Origin of the sequence: Acinetobacter sp. YH16038 (assembly GCF_013417275.1) — a bacterium.
Classification (GTDB): Bacteria; Pseudomonadota; Gammaproteobacteria; order Pseudomonadales; family Moraxellaceae; genus Acinetobacter.
In genome coordinates, this window is sequence record NZ_VPEG01000036.1 from 13405 (window position 1) to 30821 (window position 17417).

The 17417-nt window shown below is 33.9% G+C and carries 14 protein-coding genes and 1 pseudogene; 13 read left to right on the plus strand and 2 right to left on the minus strand.

Annotation, left to right across the window (positions count from 1 at the left end; all coding sequences use genetic code 11):
• Positions 1-46 precede the first annotated feature (46 nt).
• Positions 47-2230 carry a polysaccharide biosynthesis tyrosine autokinase gene (locus tag FTV34_RS13790; RefSeq protein ID WP_180070559.1) on the minus strand — a complete coding sequence of 728 codons (2184 nt, stop codon included), beginning with the start codon at positions 2228-2230 and terminating at the stop codon, positions 47-49.
• Positions 2231-2661: 431 nt separating this feature from the next.
• On the minus strand, positions 2662-3738 hold the full coding sequence (locus FTV34_RS13795; RefSeq protein WP_034170758.1) for a polysaccharide biosynthesis/export family protein: 1077 nt from the start codon (positions 3736-3738) through the stop codon (positions 2662-2664).
• A 747-nt stretch (positions 3739-4485) separates the two neighbouring features.
• On the opposite strand from FTV34_RS13795, the gene rfbB reads away from it, so the two are divergent.
• From rfbB to FTV34_RS13860, 13 genes and pseudogenes are all read left to right on the plus strand, one after another.
• The gene (gene rfbB, locus FTV34_RS13800; protein ID WP_180070576.1) at positions 4486-5544 is read left to right on the plus strand and encodes a dTDP-glucose 4,6-dehydratase; all 1059 of its coding nucleotides are present in this window, start codon (positions 4486-4488) and stop codon (positions 5542-5544) included.
• Positions 5544-6419, plus strand: coding sequence for a glucose-1-phosphate thymidylyltransferase RfbA (rfbA, locus tag FTV34_RS13805; RefSeq protein ID WP_104426847.1), 876 nt, complete (start codon positions 5544-5546; stop codon positions 6417-6419). The genes rfbB and rfbA overlap by 1 nt, the downstream gene beginning before the upstream one ends.
• Before the next feature lie 5 nt (positions 6420-6424).
• Positions 6425-6850: an FdtA/QdtA family cupin domain-containing protein gene (locus tag FTV34_RS13810; RefSeq protein ID WP_180012109.1), complete on the plus strand. Its 426-nt coding sequence runs from the start codon at positions 6425-6427 to the stop codon at positions 6848-6850.
• A 95-nt stretch (positions 6851-6945) separates the two neighbouring features.
• Complete coding sequence (locus FTV34_RS13815; protein WP_180070561.1) at positions 6946-8034, plus strand: acyltransferase; 1089 nt, start codon at positions 6946-6948, stop codon at positions 8032-8034.
• A gap of 87 nt (positions 8035-8121) precedes the next feature.
• Positions 8122-9237, plus strand: a complete 1116-nt coding sequence (locus FTV34_RS13820) for a DegT/DnrJ/EryC1/StrS aminotransferase family protein (protein WP_180070563.1) — start codon at positions 8122-8124, stop codon at positions 9235-9237.
• Positions 9238-10482, plus strand: a complete 1245-nt coding sequence (locus FTV34_RS13825; protein WP_180070565.1) for an O-antigen translocase — start codon at positions 9238-9240, stop codon at positions 10480-10482.
• Between the two features lie 15 nt (positions 10483-10497).
• Positions 10498-11385 carry a glycosyltransferase gene (locus FTV34_RS13830; protein ID WP_180070567.1) on the plus strand — a complete coding sequence of 296 codons (888 nt, stop codon included), beginning with the start codon at positions 10498-10500 and terminating at the stop codon, positions 11383-11385.
• A gap of 131 nt (positions 11386-11516) precedes the next feature.
• Positions 11517-12659, plus strand: a complete 1143-nt coding sequence (locus FTV34_RS13835; RefSeq protein ID WP_180070569.1) for an O-antigen ligase — start codon at positions 11517-11519, stop codon at positions 12657-12659.
• A 2-nt stretch (positions 12660-12661) separates the two neighbouring features.
• Positions 12662-13531 carry a glycosyltransferase family 2 protein gene (locus tag FTV34_RS13840; RefSeq protein WP_180070571.1) on the plus strand — a complete coding sequence of 290 codons (870 nt, stop codon included), beginning with the start codon at positions 12662-12664 and terminating at the stop codon, positions 13529-13531.
• The gene (locus FTV34_RS13845) at positions 13528-14682 is read left to right on the plus strand and encodes a glycosyltransferase family 4 protein (protein ID WP_180070572.1); all 1155 of its coding nucleotides are present in this window, start codon (positions 13528-13530) and stop codon (positions 14680-14682) included. The genes FTV34_RS13840 and FTV34_RS13845 overlap by 4 nt, the downstream gene beginning before the upstream one ends.
• A 35-nt stretch (positions 14683-14717) precedes the next feature.
• Positions 14718-15671: a GNAT family N-acetyltransferase gene (locus tag FTV34_RS13850; RefSeq protein ID WP_180070574.1), complete on the plus strand. Its 954-nt coding sequence runs from the start codon at positions 14718-14720 to the stop codon at positions 15669-15671.
• An 843-nt stretch (positions 15672-16514) separates the two neighbouring features.
• A complete protein-coding gene (locus FTV34_RS13855) occupies positions 16515-17153 on the plus strand; it encodes a sugar transferase (RefSeq protein ID WP_180070578.1) in 639 nt (212 codons plus the stop codon).
• Positions 17154-17294: 141 nt separating this feature from the next.
• Positions 17295-17417: pseudogene (locus FTV34_RS13860) on the plus strand (IS982 family transposase); the annotation flags it as partial.

A 17417-nucleotide genomic window follows, 5' to 3' on the forward strand; every position in this document is an offset into this window, starting at 1 on the left:
AAGAAAAAACCAGCAATGATTGCTGGTTTTTTTAGGAGCTATCAGATTAGCTGGTTTTGGCTTTCGGTTTATAACTATATGTATAATCATAGCTATAGCTGCCACCGGCTGAACGCTGGATATCGTTCAGGATCAGACCATTGACAGTACTGCCAGCCTGTTTAAAGCGGTTTACTGTAAGAGCCAGTTCCTTCATCTGGGTTTTTGCATAGCGCGCTACAACCAGATTGAGTCCGACGTATCGGGATACAATGATCGCATCCGTAACAGCCAGTACTGGTGGAGTATCAATGATAATGTGATCATAGTGCGGAATCAGTTTTTGCAACAACTCCTGGAAGCGTTCTGAATTCAGAAGCTCAGCTGGATTAGTTGCATTTTCACCACAGCTAATGACATTTAAGTTCGGCACATTGGTGGTTTGTACCACTTTATCCAAAGACACGTGTTCATTCAGATATTCAGTTAATCCATACTGGTTATCCAGATTAAAATATTTGTGTATATGACCACGGCGCAGGTCTGCATCAATGATCAGTACACGCTTATTTTTCTCTGCCATGATGACTGCCAGATTGCTGGCAACAAAAGATTTTCCAACTTTTGGTGCTGGACCTGAAATCATCATGATATTGTTTTTGGCCTGAGTCAGAGCAAAGTGGCTCGCTGTACGAATGCTTCTTAAGCTTTCAACTGCCATATCATCACTGTGTTTCAATGCCAATAAGAAAGGCATTTTTTTCTTTTTCAGTAATTTCAGGCCAGGTTTCTGAACAGTCGAATGAGCGATATTGGCATAGACTGGCAGGTCTAACTGATATTCGATCTGACTGCTATCTTTCACACCAGAACGTAGCATGTTACGGAACAACGCCACCAAGATGCCCAGAAAAATACCGAAACAGAAGGTTAAAAATAAAATCAGAGGCTGTTTCTGTTGAATCTGGTCAACTGGTTCAAGTGCGGTATCAATAATATGAACATTACCGCTTTCACCTGCTTTAGCAACACGCAGTTGCTGATAAGAATTTACCAGATTGGTGTACAGTTGCTGTTTCACTTCAACGTCACGAGACAGTTGTAAATATTGGCGTTGAATCTCTGGAATATTTTTAAGTGTTGAATTCAATTCACGAATCTTGCCATTCACTACGCGAAGTTGGGCCGTAATTTCACGCATGGCTGGATGGGCAGCTGCATACTTGGCACCTATTTCCGCCTGTCGCTGTTCAAGTAGGGCTCTTTGTGATTCTAAATTCACACTCTGATTTAAATATAATTCCGATTCTCTGGTGATATCAACAGTATTATATTTTTGGCGGAAGCGATTGAAGGCAAACTCTGCATCATCAAGCTGTTTCCTTAAATCCGGCAATTGTTCATCCAGGAAAGCCAGTGTTCGTGCAGTGTCTGTTGAACGGCGTGTAATATTATGCTGGCTGTAAACTGCTAAAATCGTATTCAGGACTTTAGTAATGTGCTGTTTATCTTGACCCTGATAGCGAAGTTGTAGAACACCGCTCAGATCACCTTTTTCTGTAATTGTATAATTGGCGAGAATAGAATCGATCGCTGAAGGCAATGAGAGCTTTTTCACCTGATAGCTGTTATCGAGATTATCTTGAGTAAAGATGGCAATTTTCCAGTCGCCCTGTACAGCTTTAGCCTCAACCGGCTGGTTTAGTGCGCCTTGAAAGACGATTTCTTCAGTCAGTGGATTGATCAGGCTAAAGCTCTGTTGTTGAAATTTCAGCAGCAAATTTTTATCCAGATAGGCTACAGGGACGTCAAACTGACGGATATCGAAGATTTTTTGACCATCTTTAAAGCGTACAGTTTCGGTCTGATATTCAGTTTGAGAAGTTCTGCCTTGAATCAAACGGTTAATAAAAGAGTCTTCAGTGCTGGCAATATGCAGATCCAGATTTAAACGGTCAATTACGGATTCGAGAATCGTACGTGATTTTAAAACCTCAATCTCGGCATTGGATGAAGACATCTGACTCACAATGCTGGATAGGCTACCAAGTAAAGCAGCTGATGAGCCTCTACTTTCTTCGACCTGGACGATTGCATCAACCTTATAGTTAATTGCTGCGGTACGTATGTAAAGCAGCACTACAATCAGGCTGAGCAAACCACATAGCAGGATGAGCTTCCATTGCGCGAGCAGGGAAAAGAACACCCCTTTTAGGTCAATCATATTATCGGTATTGTTATTTTTGTTCATAATTTTACTATCTAAAAGTTTAAAAGTGATTTTTCCAGTCGCTGATGCCATTTTGAATTAACTCAAAAAAAATGCATCAATGACTTGCTGCTCCCTGCGAGAAAGGATCCTCAATATTCTGTTTTTTATCCTCTCTTGGGATGTCGAGTCCGCTAAAGACCAGACATTCTGATTCTGATCAGAATAATGTTGTCTTTCATCTAATCTGTTTCATATCTGGTTTTCGGGCACCATGGAGTTACAGGTGAAGTCCATGGAGGAATTAAAAATAGTGTTTTTATTAGTACTAACAGTCATTATTTAGTTGATCCAGCCTTATAGATTTAATCTGAAAGTAGGGATAGATCTTATAAATAAATGTTTATTCACTAATTGATGATTAACATGTCCAAAACAGATTGCTAAAAGATTTTTAATTTTCATACTTTCACCTATCGTATAGCTGAACCAGCGACATATGAAAATGGAAGAATCTGGCTCACTACGCGTTCCCAACGGGTCAGACCAGTAGCATCAACATAGACAATATCGTTACTATTCATCTTGAACTGTTTAGCCAGACCAAAATCTCCCAGATTTTTTAGACTTAAGTGATAGATTTCAGTCATCTTGTTGTCAGAATTGCCACGCAAGACATAAATTCGACTCGGATTGGCAGAATATGGATTAATACCTTCGCTTTCACCCAGTACATCAGCGAGCGTCATGCCCTGATCACGGATAGGTAATGGTTTATTGGTGCCGGCTTCACCCATGACATAGATTTTCTGGTTTTCCCGAGGACTGATATACAGGGTGTCATTGGGTTGAATCAGTAGCTTGTGTAAGGAATACCCAGCTTTTTCCAAAGCAATTGTGTTCAGATCATAGGTCACACCTTGGCGTACGAGCTGGATTGAAGTGGAATCACCTTGTTCATTAATCCCACCGGCTAGGCCCAGCGCCGTATACACACTTACCGGCTGATCAGTCAGATAAAATTGTCCAGCTGATTTTACATTCCCTACTACTGAATAACGCTGTCCCTGATAGGAAATTACTCTCACGACCACATCTGGATTATTCAAATAAGGAATTAACAAACGTCGTACTTCCTGATTCACTTGTGGAAGGGTTTTTCCGGCTGCTTTATAACGATTGATGAATGGAAACTGGATATAACCATTCCGGTCAATCTGATAACCATTGTTATTGTCACTTGCTGTAGGAACGGCACTAATTTCAGGATAAGCCCATAGCTGGAAAGATAAAATATCTCCTGGATTCAAGCGGTAATCCTGCACCTCAGTCTGAAATAGAGGAGCATAATGACTGAGATTATGCGTTTGCGCAGACTGTACTACAGGTAATGTATCCTGAGTCAGTTTCACCAGATTGACTGGAGTTCCCAGTTCAGTTTGATAGATTCCTTCTGTCGGTAAATCATACGTTTGAAAGCCGGATGTTGCTGCACATCCAACCAGAGATAGGCTTAAGGTAAAAGTACCTAAAAGGTGTCTATAGTTCACTTGAAACCCCTTTATTTTTATATGTTCAGAATTGGTATTTATTAATAATTATTAATTTTTTTGAATTCGGTTTATGTGATTAACGTCTAAAAAATATAATAGATCACATACCTTGTCTATAGCTATTCTTAAGTCAATTTAACAAGTTTGAGCTGAAATTTAACTGTAAGATTGACGAAAATGGACGTGAAACCGTGATTAAATAAGCTATAGAGATATAGTGAATTGCTTAAGATAGCATTAGAATATTAATTGTTTCCAATTGTTATTTTTTAAATAAGTACTATTCTTCAATGATAGAAGGAATTAAGCCCTGAAATTAATATAGAAAAGTATTTTCATATAATTTTTATCTAATCTAGAGGTTTTTTAGATCATTGATTTTTCTTAATATTCAATTATATTTTGAGGAATTTTAAGATACTTTATTTTTATATTAATCAAAATAATCCGTTGTTAATTAAAATAATATTTAATTAGTTTAGGTGATTGTTAAATTAATATTAGTGGAAAATTATCTGAAAACTAAAAGCCTATATAAGATGGATTAAGTTTAAAAAAAATTATCCAGATTTTTAAAATGTAACTACATTTGATGATTAGCTGTTCTATGGGTAGTTTGTGTAATAAAATTAATATATCTTATAGACAAATCAATAAAAACAGATATGCCTAGATGGCATTAACACATTAAAAATAATTTGTGAAAAGTAAAATAAAAAATATTAAAGGATACTCAAAATGGTGATGAATATATTGGTAACCGGTGGGGCCGGTTTTATTGGATCTGCCGTCATTCGGCATCTCATTAACGAGACTGAACATCATGTATTAAATGTTGATAAGTTAACTTATGCAGGTAATCTGGAGTCACTTATTTCTGTATCGGATCATCCCCGTTATCAATTTGCGCAAACTGATATTTGCGACCATGTATTTTTAACCCGATTATTCTCAGAGTTTCAACCAGATATCGTCATGCATCTGGCTGCAGAGTCTCATGTAGACCGTTCGATTGATGGTCCGGCAGAATTTATTAATACAAACATTGTGGGAACTTACACTTTATTAGAAGTAGCCCGAAAGTATTGGCAAAATCTATCTACGATTAAAAAGTCTAGATTCAAATTCCATCATATTTCAACGGATGAAGTATATGGAGACTTAGAAGGTACAACAGACTTATTTACTGAAACTACGCCTTATTTACCAAGCTCACCTTATTCAGCAAGTAAAGCCAGTTCGGATCATTTGGTTCGGGCCTGGCATAGAACCTACGGTTTGCCAGTCGTAATCACGAACTGTTCAAATAATTATGGTCCTTATCACTTTCCTGAAAAATTGATTCCTTTAATGATCTTAAATGCCCTGGATGGTAAGTCATTGCCGGTTTATGGCAATGGTCAACAGATCCGGGACTGGCTTTTTGTAGAAGATCATGCGCGTGCTTTATATCAGGTTGCAACCGAAGGCATCGTGGGAGAAACCTACAATATCGGGGGGCATAATGAAAAACAGAATATTGAGGTGGTTAAAACCATCTGCAAAATTCTGGATGAGCTCAAGCCTCGTCTGGAGGGAAAAACTTATACAAGCCTCATTACTTTTGTTAACGATCGGCCAGGTCATGATTTACGTTATGCGATTGATGCTTCAAAAATCGAGCGCGAACTGGGTTGGAAGCCACAAGAGTCCTTTGAAACAGGTATCCGGAAAACGGTGCAATGGTATCTGAATAATCTGGAATGGTGTCAGCGTGTTCAGGATGGTTCTTATCAGCGTGAACGTTTAGGGGAGGCAGTATAATGTTAAGAACGACAAAAGGGATTATCTTGGCGGGCGGTTCAGGTACGCGTTTGCATCCTATTACCAAAGGAATTTCAAAGCAGTTACTTCCAATTTATGACAAACCAATGGTTTATTACCCCTTATCGGTATTAATGTTGGCCGGTATTCGTGAAGTCCTAGTGATTAGTACACCAGAAGATATTGAGGGGTTTAAGCGCTTATTAGGGGATGGTTCGCAATTTGGCATGGAGCTGAGTTATGCGATCCAGCCTCGTCCTGATGGTCTGGCACAAGCCTTTATCCTGGGTGAAAAATTTATCGGTCAAAGCAATGTATGTCTGGTACTAGGCGATAATATTTTTTATGGCCAAGGTTTTACACCGATGTTACGTCAGGCCGCAGCACGACAAAAAGGTGCAACAGTATTTGGCTATCAGGTGAAAGATCCTGAACGCTTTGGTGTCGTAGAGTTCGATGAACAGCAACGGGTAATTTCAATTGAAGAAAAGCCCCAAAATCCAAAATCTAACTTTGCGGTGACAGGTTTATATTTTTATGACAATGATGTCATCCAGATTGCCAAACAGGTCAAACCCTCAGAACGGGGTGAGCTGGAAATTACCTCAATTAACCAGGCTTATCTGGAACGTGGTGACCTAAATGTTGAACTTCTGGGACGTGGATTTGCCTGGTTAGATACAGGTACCCAGGGTAGTTTGCTTGAAGCGGCTCAATTTGTTGAAACCCTGGAAAGACGTCAAGGTTATAAAGTTGCTTGTCTAGAAGAAATCGCCTTGAACAATGGCTGGTTGAGTAAAGAGCAAGTTTTAGCGATTGGTCATACCATGCATAAGAATGGCTACGGCCAATATCTGATTTCTTTGGTGGGGTAATGAGCATGAACTTAATTAAGTGGATTGAATTACCTAACCTGGGAGATCACCGCGGCAGTCTGGTCGTCGCAGAAGCCAATCGGAATATACCCTTCAGTATACAGCGACTTTATTATATTGCTGGCGCTCAACCTGATGTTCCACGCGGATTCCATGCACACAAGCAACTTCGACAGATTGCTTTTGGAATTCAAGGTAGCTGTAAAATGCTGATGGATAATGGCAGAGAAAAACAGGAAGTTTTAATTGCTCAATCTAATAAGGGATTATTGATCCCCCCTATGGTTTGGCATGAGATGCATGATTTTTCAGAAGATTGCATCCTATTGGTACTGGCAAGTGATTACTATGATGAAAGTGATTACATTCGTAATTACGACCAGTTCCTAAAAGAAGTAGATCAGACTTTGATTGAGCAGATCACTAAATAATAAAATTAATTCATTAGAATGAAGGCCTTGCAAAAGAAGAAGCTTCAGAAGATAGAATTGTAAAAATAATAATAAATATTAAGGAGATATATGACGTGATTAAGCCGCTTACATCATTGCGTATGTTTTTCGCACTTTTTGTTTTTCTGAGTCATTTGGCTTTTCTAAAAGAAACCAATTATGCCAATATTTTTAATGGTATTTTTGACGAAGGCTTTTTAGGAGTCAGCTTTTTCTTCATTTTGAGTGGATTTATCTTAGCCTACAATTATAAAGAAAAGTTTTTAATCGGAAATATTTCAAAAAGAGAATTTTATATTTCTCGTTTAGCCAGAATATATCCCGTACATATTGCCACAACAGCACTGGTATTTTTATTAACTTTTGCTCAGTCTGGCAAGGGTTGGGAATATTTAATACAGCATGTTTTTCTGATACAAAGCTTTTTTACTTCAGAAGAGATCCATTTCTCATTGAATTCTCCTTCCTGGAGCATCTCGGATGAAATGTTCTTCTACCTGCTGTTTCCATTTGCATTTTTGATTTCTGAAAAAATCAGAAGTTATATTTTTATATTCTATCTTATAGGTATTTTGATTCTAAATATTCAGCTTGATAAAAATCAGGATCATTATTGGTTATATATTTCACCATATGTGCGTTTTTCTGACTTTTTGTTGGGTATTATCCTGTTTGATATTTTTGAAAAATTAAAAGTGGGCTATTCCAAAATTAAGCAACCTGTAGTTATATTTGAATTAGGAGCTATTTTACTTTTTATTTTATTCTTTGTATTTCATAATAAAATAGATATAAGTTACAGGTATTCAATTTACTATTGGTTGCCTATGGCAGCAATTATTTTAATTTTTGCACTGTCTCATGTTATTCAGAAAAAAAGTATAATTACCCAGTTTTTGTCAAATAAATACATGGTGTTAGCAGGGGAAATCAGTTTTTCTTTTTACTTGCTGCATGTTCTGGAAATACAGGTTTTAAATTATATAAGAAAAATATTTTCATTGAATATGGACTTAATGCTGTTTTCCTTTTTTATATTTATTGTCACTCTAATTGCTAGCTTTTTAATGTATAGGTTTATAGAAAAACCACTAAATAAGAAAGTAAAACAATTTTTATTGGAGCCAAGCTTTAAATCTAAAGGCTATGAACTGAATAAATAGGATTGTATTTAAATACTATAGATATATTAATTTTAATTAATATGAGATTAAAAAATAAATATAAATTTTTATATGAGATTGATAAAAATGATTCCTTTTCTTGATCTGAAAGCAATAAATACTCAATACCGTGATCAACTGATTGCAGCTTGCACTCAGGTAATTGACTCTGGTTGGTATATCTGTGGCAAAGAATTAGAAGAATTTGAGCATAATTTTGCAAATTATTGTGGAACACGATATGCCATAGGTGTTGCTAATGGCTTGGATGCTCTTATTTTAACGCTACGCGCATGGAAAGAATTAGGAAAACTCAATGAAGGAGATGAGGTCATTGTCCCTTCAAATACCTATATTGCAAGTATCTTAGCAATTTCACAGAATAATCTGAAACCGGTACTGGTTGAACCGGATATAACGACTTTTAATATTGATACCAAGAAAATTGAGACAGCCATAACTCCAAAAACAAAGGTAATTTTGCCTGTGCATTTATATGGACAGCTCGCTGCAATGCCAGAAATTATGACCATTGCCAAAAAATATAACTTGCTGGTTTTAGAAGATTCAGCCCAAAGTCATGGTGCTGAAATAAATGGTCAAAAAGCAGGAAATTGGGGCAATGCTGCAGGTTTCAGTTTTTATCCTGGTAAAAACTTAGGCGCACTCGGTGATGGGGGAGCAATTACCACTAACGATGCTGAGTTAACGCAGATGCTTAAAGCTATACGTAATTATGGTTCACATGAAAAATATAAAAACCTGGTACCAGGTGTAAATAGTCGTCTTGATGAAATTCAGGCTGCCATCCTGAATGTGAAACTTAAATTTTTAGATCAGGAGAATCAGCATCGTCGGCATATTGCAGATCTGTATTTAAAAGAAATTCATAATCCCGCAATTGAGCTCCCGTGCAAAAATATAGACACTGAGACATATGCACAACATGTCTGGCATTTATTTGTGATCAGAACAAAATATCGGGAAAAATTACAACAATATTTAGCAGAAAACGGAGTACAGACACTCATTCATTATCCAATTCCGCCTCATCAGCAGCAGGCTTATAAGGAATGGAATGGCTTAAGTTTTCCAGTTTCAGAACAGATTCATGCTGAGGTCCTAAGCTTACCGATTGGACCCACTTTATCTATGGATGAAGCAAAGCAGGTTGTTCAGTTATGTAATGGTTTTCAGGCATAGATGAATCTATTTAGGACCAGTGTACTGAATGGTGTAGCCGTTTTGATTAAAACCATCACCATGTTTGTACTAAATAAAATTCTGGCTGTATATCTAGGACCCACTGGATATGCAGCGATCGGCCAATTCCAGAATTTTATTCAAATGGTGACGACCTTTGCTGGTAGTGCGATTAATACCGCAGTAGTTAAATATACGGCTGAATATCATGAAGATGAGACTAAACAACGAGCAGTCTGGAAAACAGCAGGAAGTATTGTTTTTCTATTTAGTTTCATTTTTGCGGTTCTCATACTTATTTTTCAAAAGCAGCTGGCATTATATATATTTCAATCACTTAAATACCAAACGATTTTTATATGGTTTGCTGTTTTTTTAATATTTTTCAATTTCAATACGCTATTTTTAGCCATATTGAATGGAAAAAAAGAAATTTTAAAGCTGGTGCTTGCAAATATTGCCGGTAGTTTATTTGCACTTGTAATCACTGGTGTTTTGGCAATCAAGCTGCAGTTATATGGGGCTTTAATTGCATTATCCATTTATCAGTCGATTGCATTTATAGTGACATTAATACTCTGTCATAGAGCAGACTGGTTTGAGTTTTCCTCCCTATTAGGAAAAATAGACCTAGGAATTACCAAAAAATTTGCTTCGTTTATTCTTATGGCACTAGTCAGTGCAATCTGTGTGCCGCTATCGCAAATGTTAATTCGGGCTTACTTAACCCAAGAATTTAGTCTGGCTTATGCGGGCTATTGGGAGGCGATGATCCGTCTAAGCACAGTATATCTTTTGCTTGTAACCACTACATTAGGCGTGTATTACTTGCCGCGCTTATCAGAACTCAATGCAATTGATGAAATTAAGAAAGAGGTCTATTTAGGCTATAAGTTTATTTTTCCACTTGCTGTTGTAGGCGGAATTTGCGTTTTCATATTACGTGATTGGATTATCAACTTATTATTTAGTCCATCTTTTGCCCCTATGCAGGATTTATTTCTTTGGCAAATGATGGGAGATGCCTTGAAGATAGGAAGCTGGATACTGGCTTATTTAATGCTCAGCAAAGCAATGACTAAACTCTATATTTGTACAGAGATTATATTTACAGTGTCTCTCATTGCTTTAACTTATATATGTACTCAAGTGTTTGGTTTCGAAGGTGTTTCTATTGCTCATCTCATAAATTATGGGCTGTATTGGATCGTAATCAGTTTATTTATATTTAAACAATTAAAATAAAGAGGGAATAATATGATGATAAGTGAACAACCCTTAGTCTCTATAGTTATACCAAGTTATAATCATGAAAGGTTTATACGTGATAGCATCAAGAGTGTCATTGACCAGTCTTATCAGAATATTGAGTTAATTATTATTGATGATGGATCTTCAGATGCTTCAGTAGAAAAAATACAAGAATTAATTCTATTATGTGAAAAACGGTTTACCCGATTTGAGTTTAGACATCGTCCAAATAAGGGCTTAAGCGCAACTCTAAATGAAGCATTAGAATGGGCACAGGGGGAATATTTTTCCTCCCTTGCTTCTGATGATATAATCTTAAAAGATAAAATAAAAATACAAACCAAATTTCTAAGCCAGAATAAGAACTGTATAGCTGTATTTGGAGGAGTATCAATTATTGATAATGATTCTAATCTTGTGAAAAATAGAGTTAAAAAAAGAAAAAGTTATACCTTCGACCAGATTTTATTGTTAGAACATGATTTGCCGGCTACTACACAACTTATTCGTACTCAAGCTTTAAAAAAAATAGGTGGCTATAATGCAGAAGTACAAATAGAAGACTGGTATATGTGGCTGCTTTTAGCGCAAGCAGGGGAGTTATGCTATCTTCCTGTGCTTTTTGCAAAATATAGGTTGCATGACAATAATATGCATAAGCAAACAACTCTTATGCACGATTCAAGAATGATGATTCTAAGTGAATATCAGAATCATATTTTATTTAATAAAGCAAAAAAGAGAGCTTTGTGGATTAATGCATTTGAATTAGGGCTATTATCTAAAAAGAAATCATTAGAAAAGATGATAAAAATTTTAAAAGAATATCCTTCAGAAATTTTAACATATGATTTTTTTAGATTTTTTTATTGGCTCTTAATCAAAAAAGATTTTTAATAATTAAAAAATTTTATATCAATAATTGTATTTTAACTATATTTAATAAAATAATTTAGTTAGTAATATAAAAATATTAATCATTTCTTTTGCTGATTCTAGGCATTAGATAATAATAAAAGGAATGGATAATGATTATTTTAAATGAAAGTAATTCAAAAAATAACATTATTTTTTTAGATGATATTAATTTAAAAGATAAAGTGGTTATATACTTTATCTTGCTGTCATTTTTCTTATCTCAGTTTTATTTTTGGTCTAGTGGGGTTCCACAATTTAGTCACCTTTTTATTATGGCGGCTATATTTTTATTATTCAGCCGTAGCTCAAAAATAACCATCGAATACTCAAGTGTAGCCTTAATCTTTGTCGCATATACAGTTTGTGTAAATTTTGCTTGGTATTTGATCGTTCTAGATCCCAGTTATATGGTTTCTACCATTTACTGGATCTTTAACTTGTTGTTTTTTTTATTATTAATGAATTTGAGTTCCTCTCAAGTTAACTTTTTTTATGAAAAAATACTGTTTCTTATTCCATTTTCCTATGCAATAGAAATTGCGATCTGGGCAAGTGGATTAGGTCGTTACAATTTTGAACCACGATACAATGGTCTTTTTAATGATCCCAATCAGATGGCATTTTGGGTTTTAACTACCTGTGCTATTTTTTTATATATTTCTGAAAGTAATTTAAAAAAGATAATCGTTTATTTTTTAGCTTTATTCTTAATTCTATTGACCATGTCAAGGTCTGCTTCAATTGGCTTCTTAATGCTGACTTTAGGATTTATATTTAGTCAAAAAGGGGATCTGAATAAAAGAATATTTGTATTTTTTGGCATATTAGTCATTTTTAGTACCCTCAGTTACTTTTTATATCATTTAGGGGCTTTTGATAGTGTGGTTCTGCGTTTTGTCGAAGGCCTGGATCAAAAAGACAGCCAGGCAGAAGGACGAGGTCTTTTTAACTTCCTTGAATATCCTCAATATTTAATTTTTGGTGCTGGCCAAGGTGCGCACTGGTTATATAACCCGAAAGGGAACGAAATTCATTCAACCTGGTTAGGTATCCTTTTTTATTATGGGATCGTCGGCATCTCTTTATTTTTAATCTTTTTATATCAAATATTTAAAAAATTATCATTTTCAAACAAGTTGATATTCTTGGGGCCGATGCTATATGGGTTTACAACTTATAGCGCAAGAACACTGATTTTTTGGTTTTTATTGGCCGCTTTTTTACTATTTTCAAATAATAATAAGGAAGAATAAATATGTATATTTCTATAGGAATACCATTTTTTAATGCTGAAAAATATTTAGAAGATGCGATTAAATCGGTATTAGCGCAAACTTTTCAAAATTGGGAATTAATTCTGGTAGATGATGGGTCAACAGACCGATCTTTAGAGATTGCCCGCTCATTTAATGATCCGAGAATCCGTATCATAGCTGATGGGCATAATAGAAGATTACCCTACCGCTTAAATCAGATTATCAATGAAGCAAAGTATGATTTTATTGCACGTATGGATGCCGATGATTTAATGGCAGTGGATCGTCTTGAAAAACAGATTAAAGTACTAAATGAAAATCCAGATATTGATGTTGTAGTCACCAGCTTATATTCAATTGGAGACAAGAATGAAATTTTAGGAAAGAGAATCTATTCTAATCATCAAATGCAGCCCAAAGAAATTTTGCAAGGTGTTACTAATATACTGCATCCTTCATTACTTGCCCGAAAGGCGTGGTGTAAAAGGAACCCTTATCAAGTCGATAATTGCTTAGCTGAAGATTATGAACTATGGCTTTCAGCTGCGATAAAAAATGATTTTAATTACGTGGTCTTACAGGAACCCTTATATTTTTATAGAGAAGTTGAAAATGTAAAAAAAGAAAAAATGATCCGTGGTTATAATACCCAGATCGGAGTAATCAAAAAATATTATAAAAATATTATATCGGATTTTGATAAAAATAAAATTATTTTAAAATTTCAGATAAAAAAAATTGTTGTAAAAGTACTAAATTTTTTGAACTTAATGCAGATACTACATAAGCGTAGAGTTACATCAGTCTCTGACTCCGATAAAAATTTTTATACTGCACAATTAGAACTTATAGGACAATTAAAACAATGATAACTAAAAAAATCGCTATTATAGGATCTACCGCTTACAACCTTTATAATTTCCGTAAAGATTTTATTTTTGCTTGTCTAGAGCATGGTCATCAAGTTTATGCTTTTGTATCGGAATATGATGATCATTGGTTAGATACAATTAAAAATCTTGGAGTAATTCCTGTAACTTATCAACTTAGTCGCGGTGGATTAAATCCATTGGCTGATTTACGCTCGACCTTTCAACTCAAAAAGAAAATAAAAGAAATCCAACCTGATATCGTATTCTCCTATTCAACAAAGCCTGTTATTTATGCAACTTTAGCTGCATATAAGACTCAGGTTCCTTATATTTATGGAATGATCGAAGGCTTAGGTTCACCTTTTACAATTCATAAACATGGCCAAAGCCTTAAAGCTAAGTTAGTTCGCATTATACAAGTTTTTTTATATAGATTATCATTTCCATATTTGGATAAAATTATTTTCTTAAATCATGAGGATCCTAAAGATCTAGTTCATCGATATAATATTTCACATAAAAAAAATGCGATTGAAGTATTAGGTCCTATTGGTCTTAATTTAAAAGATTTTAGTTATAATAAATGGAATGATCAAAAAAAAATATCTTTTATATTTATAGCCAGATTGATCGCTGAAAAAGGTATATTTGAATATTTAGAAGCTGCGAAAATTGTTAAAAAAAAATATCCTGAAGTTATATTTAAAATTATTGGTTGTTTAGATGTAGAAAATCCAACAGGTTTAAAACAGAAGGAATTAGATCGGCTAATTAAAATCGGTATTATAGAATACGATGGTTTTGTCAAAGATGTGGCTCAACGGATATGTAATAGTGCAGTATTTGTATTACCTTCATACTATCGTGAAGGTGTTCCACGTAGTATGCAAGAAGCAATGGCAGTTGGTCGACCAGTAATTACTACTGATGTTCCGGGTTGTAATGAAACAGTAGTAGAAGGAGTAACAGGTTTCATTATTCCTAAATGGAATGTAAATGCTTTAGTAGAAAAAATGACTTATTTTATAGAACATCCTGAACAGGTAAATAAAATGGGATACCAAGGATTCCTTTATGCTAAAAAAAATTTTAATGCTGATCATATAAACCATAGACTATTACAAATGATGGGTATTAATAGGCTTTAAAAAATAATAACTGGGATATAGATATGGGTATTATAATGAAAGAAGACTTAGGTTTTCAAATATATAAATATGAAGCTTCTGACAAAACTATATGGAATGAGTTTTTATTAAAATGTAAAAATTATCATTTTATGTTTAATCGCGACTTTATGGAATATCATGCTGATCGATTTGAGGATCTCTCACTAATATTTAAAAATGAAAAAGGGAAAATTGTAGCCTTATTGCCTGGAAATATTAAAGATAATATTTTTTATAGTCATCAAGGTTTAACTTTTGGCGGTTTTTTAATTACTAGAGATATTCATGCAGCTGACATGCTAGAATTATTTAATTTATTAAAAATTTATTTAAAACAAAAAAATATTGATAAGATTATATATAAATGCATTCCTGTTATTTATCATAATTATCCTGCTCAAGAAGACTTGTACGCTTTATTTCGAAATGATGCCAAGCTTTACCGACGAGATATTAGTGTTTCTATTGCTCTAAATGAAGAATATTCATACTCAGAAAGTAAAAGAAGATCAGTCAATAAGCTCAAAAAAAATGGGATCAGCTGTGAGGAAGTAGAACAGCCTAGTATGGTTTGGGGAGTAATCCGAGAAGTACTCCATCAGCATCATAACCAACAACCTGTACATAATGAAGATGAAATAGATTTATTAAAAAGTCGTTTCCCTAATAATATAAGAGCATATAAATGTTGTCTTGATGGAAATATTGTGGCAGGAGCAGTGACTTTTGAAACTGAAAGAGTAGTTCATACTCAATATTTGGCTAGTAATGATAAAGGTAGAGAGAAAAAGGTATTAGATTATCTCATTGATCATTTAATAGAAAAAAGTAAGAAAAATGCCAAAATATTTGATTTCGGTACTTCTAATGAAAATGAAGGGAAATACTTAAACATTGGATTGATTGATCAAAAAGAAAGATTTGGTGCACGTGGTATTGTGCATGATTATTATAGTATAGATTTATGATCACCTAATTTTAACTTGAATTATTCCACCTCATTATTATTAGAGGTGGATTTCTAGTTTTCTTAAATTTTTTTATTTTATCTGGTTTTATATATTTAAGACGGTCTCAATAGAATAAAAATAACGTTATCTTGATTGTATAATTAATTAGAAATATATTTAATTATAAGCTTAAAATAGTATTTTATTGTGATATAAGACTCATTATTTATAAATAAATTACATTTTGTCACATTTTATTTAGTGTGAGATCTGCTATATTTTAAAAAATTATTTACCTTAATAATGAAATATATTTCATTATTAGCTGATCTAGTGTAATTATAAATTATTTATTTTAATTTAATATAAGTGGCTAATATTTATAGAAAAAATATAAAATTAAGTTTTTTATTAGGTGAAATTTAACTAAATTTAGTTAAATATATATTTTAATAAAAATAATAATAATATTTCTAAAAAACTAAAATATGAAATTGGCTAACAATAGTCTCTCTACTTTAATAAAAATACAATTGATATGATGCGTAGATAGACATAGTGAGGTGTTTATTAATGGATCTACAACAAGAAAAAAATAAGATCGAAAACTTTGTAAAAAGCTCTATTACAACACGTAAATCGTTATTTATTGAAAAAGATAATATTTTCTTAAAAAAAAATCTTGTAGAAAAAGAAGGGTATAAGAACCAAATCATTCAATTTTCTCCACGGATAAATAAAGTGGCTAAGCTAGAGAAAAAAAAATCCTGGTATTATCGGGGGAAGAAAGATCTAATTTTAAAAAATGCCTTAACATCTTACCCTCATCTATATTCTAGTGCTGACCTTTTTAGGAGTGATATAAAAGTTGTTAAGCGATTAATCGATATTATTATTTCTCTTACTGCTATATTTATATTGTTGCCAGTTTTTATTGTCATTGCTTATAAAGTACGTAGAAATCTAGGCTCACCAATTTTCTTCTATCAAGAACGACCTGGTAAAAATGGAAAGCTCTTTAAAATGATTAAGTTTCGGTCTATGAGAAATGCATTCGATCAGGATGGTAATCCTTTACCAGATAAATTTCGAATTACACCATTTGGTCAAAAACTTCGTTCTACAAGCTTAGATGAAATGCCTCAGCTTATTAATGTATTAAAAGGTGATATGAGTATTGTTGGGCCTAGACCTCAAATGAAAGAATTTCTAGAACATTATACGGCTGAGCAAATGCGAAGACATGAAGTAAAACCCGGCATGACAGGACTTGCCCAAGTCAGTGGACGTAATAATTTATCTTGGGAAGAAAAATTCGACTTGGACGTTCAATATGTTGAGCAAAATAGTATTTGGCTAGATTTTAAAATTATGTTTAAAACAGCTAAGGTGATGTTTAATCAAGAAGGTATTAATGCGCCAGATCAAGAAGTTGGTGCTGCACGATTTTGTAGAAAGGAGGTTACAGAGAACCATTTACGTGCAAAAGAAGTAAAATAATTTGATAAAGTTCATTTTTTACTAAAATTTTTTTTAACTTCTTCTAATTAACCCGAATCGCGGATAAAAAATTGACTTAAAAAATAAGAGGACTAGAGTCATCAGTTGAGTTACCACACAAAACTTAAAACTCTAGTCCCGATGTTTAATAGTACCGAATTATTTTGCGTAATTGATGATTTCTTTCTTAAATTTGAAGCAACCTACTGGAATTTCCTTAAACAAAGTCGTCGTTTCTCCAGAGTCCGAACCGCTCACTTGAGT

Excerpts from the sequence above, each read along its gene's own strand:
- FTV34_RS13790 (WP_180070559.1), bottom strand. The coding sequence starts at position 2,230 with ATGAACAAAAATAACAATACCGATAATATGATTGACCTAAAAGGGGTG.
- FTV34_RS13835 (WP_180070569.1), top strand. The coding sequence starts at position 11,517 with ATGATTATTTTAAATGAAAGTAATTCAAAAAATAACATTATTTTTTTA.
- rfbA (WP_104426847.1), top strand. The coding sequence starts at position 5,544 with ATGTTAAGAACGACAAAAGGGATTATCTTGGCGGGCGGTTCAGGTACG.
- FTV34_RS13845 (WP_180070572.1), top strand. The coding sequence starts at position 13,528 with ATGATAACTAAAAAAATCGCTATTATAGGATCTACCGCTTACAACCTT.
- FTV34_RS13810 (WP_180012109.1), top strand. The coding sequence starts at position 6,425 with ATGAACTTAATTAAGTGGATTGAATTACCTAACCTGGGAGATCACCGC.
- FTV34_RS13850 (WP_180070574.1), top strand. The coding sequence starts at position 14,718 with ATGAAAGAAGACTTAGGTTTTCAAATATATAAATATGAAGCTTCTGAC.
- FTV34_RS13830 (WP_180070567.1), top strand. The coding sequence starts at position 10,498 with ATGATAAGTGAACAACCCTTAGTCTCTATAGTTATACCAAGTTATAAT.
- FTV34_RS13820 (WP_180070563.1), top strand. The coding sequence starts at position 8,122 with ATGATTCCTTTTCTTGATCTGAAAGCAATAAATACTCAATACCGTGAT.
- FTV34_RS13825 (WP_180070565.1), top strand. The coding sequence starts at position 9,238 with ATGAATCTATTTAGGACCAGTGTACTGAATGGTGTAGCCGTTTTGATT.
- rfbB (WP_180070576.1), top strand. The coding sequence starts at position 4,486 with ATGAATATATTGGTAACCGGTGGGGCCGGTTTTATTGGATCTGCCGTC.
- FTV34_RS13840 (WP_180070571.1), top strand. The coding sequence starts at position 12,662 with ATGTATATTTCTATAGGAATACCATTTTTTAATGCTGAAAAATATTTA.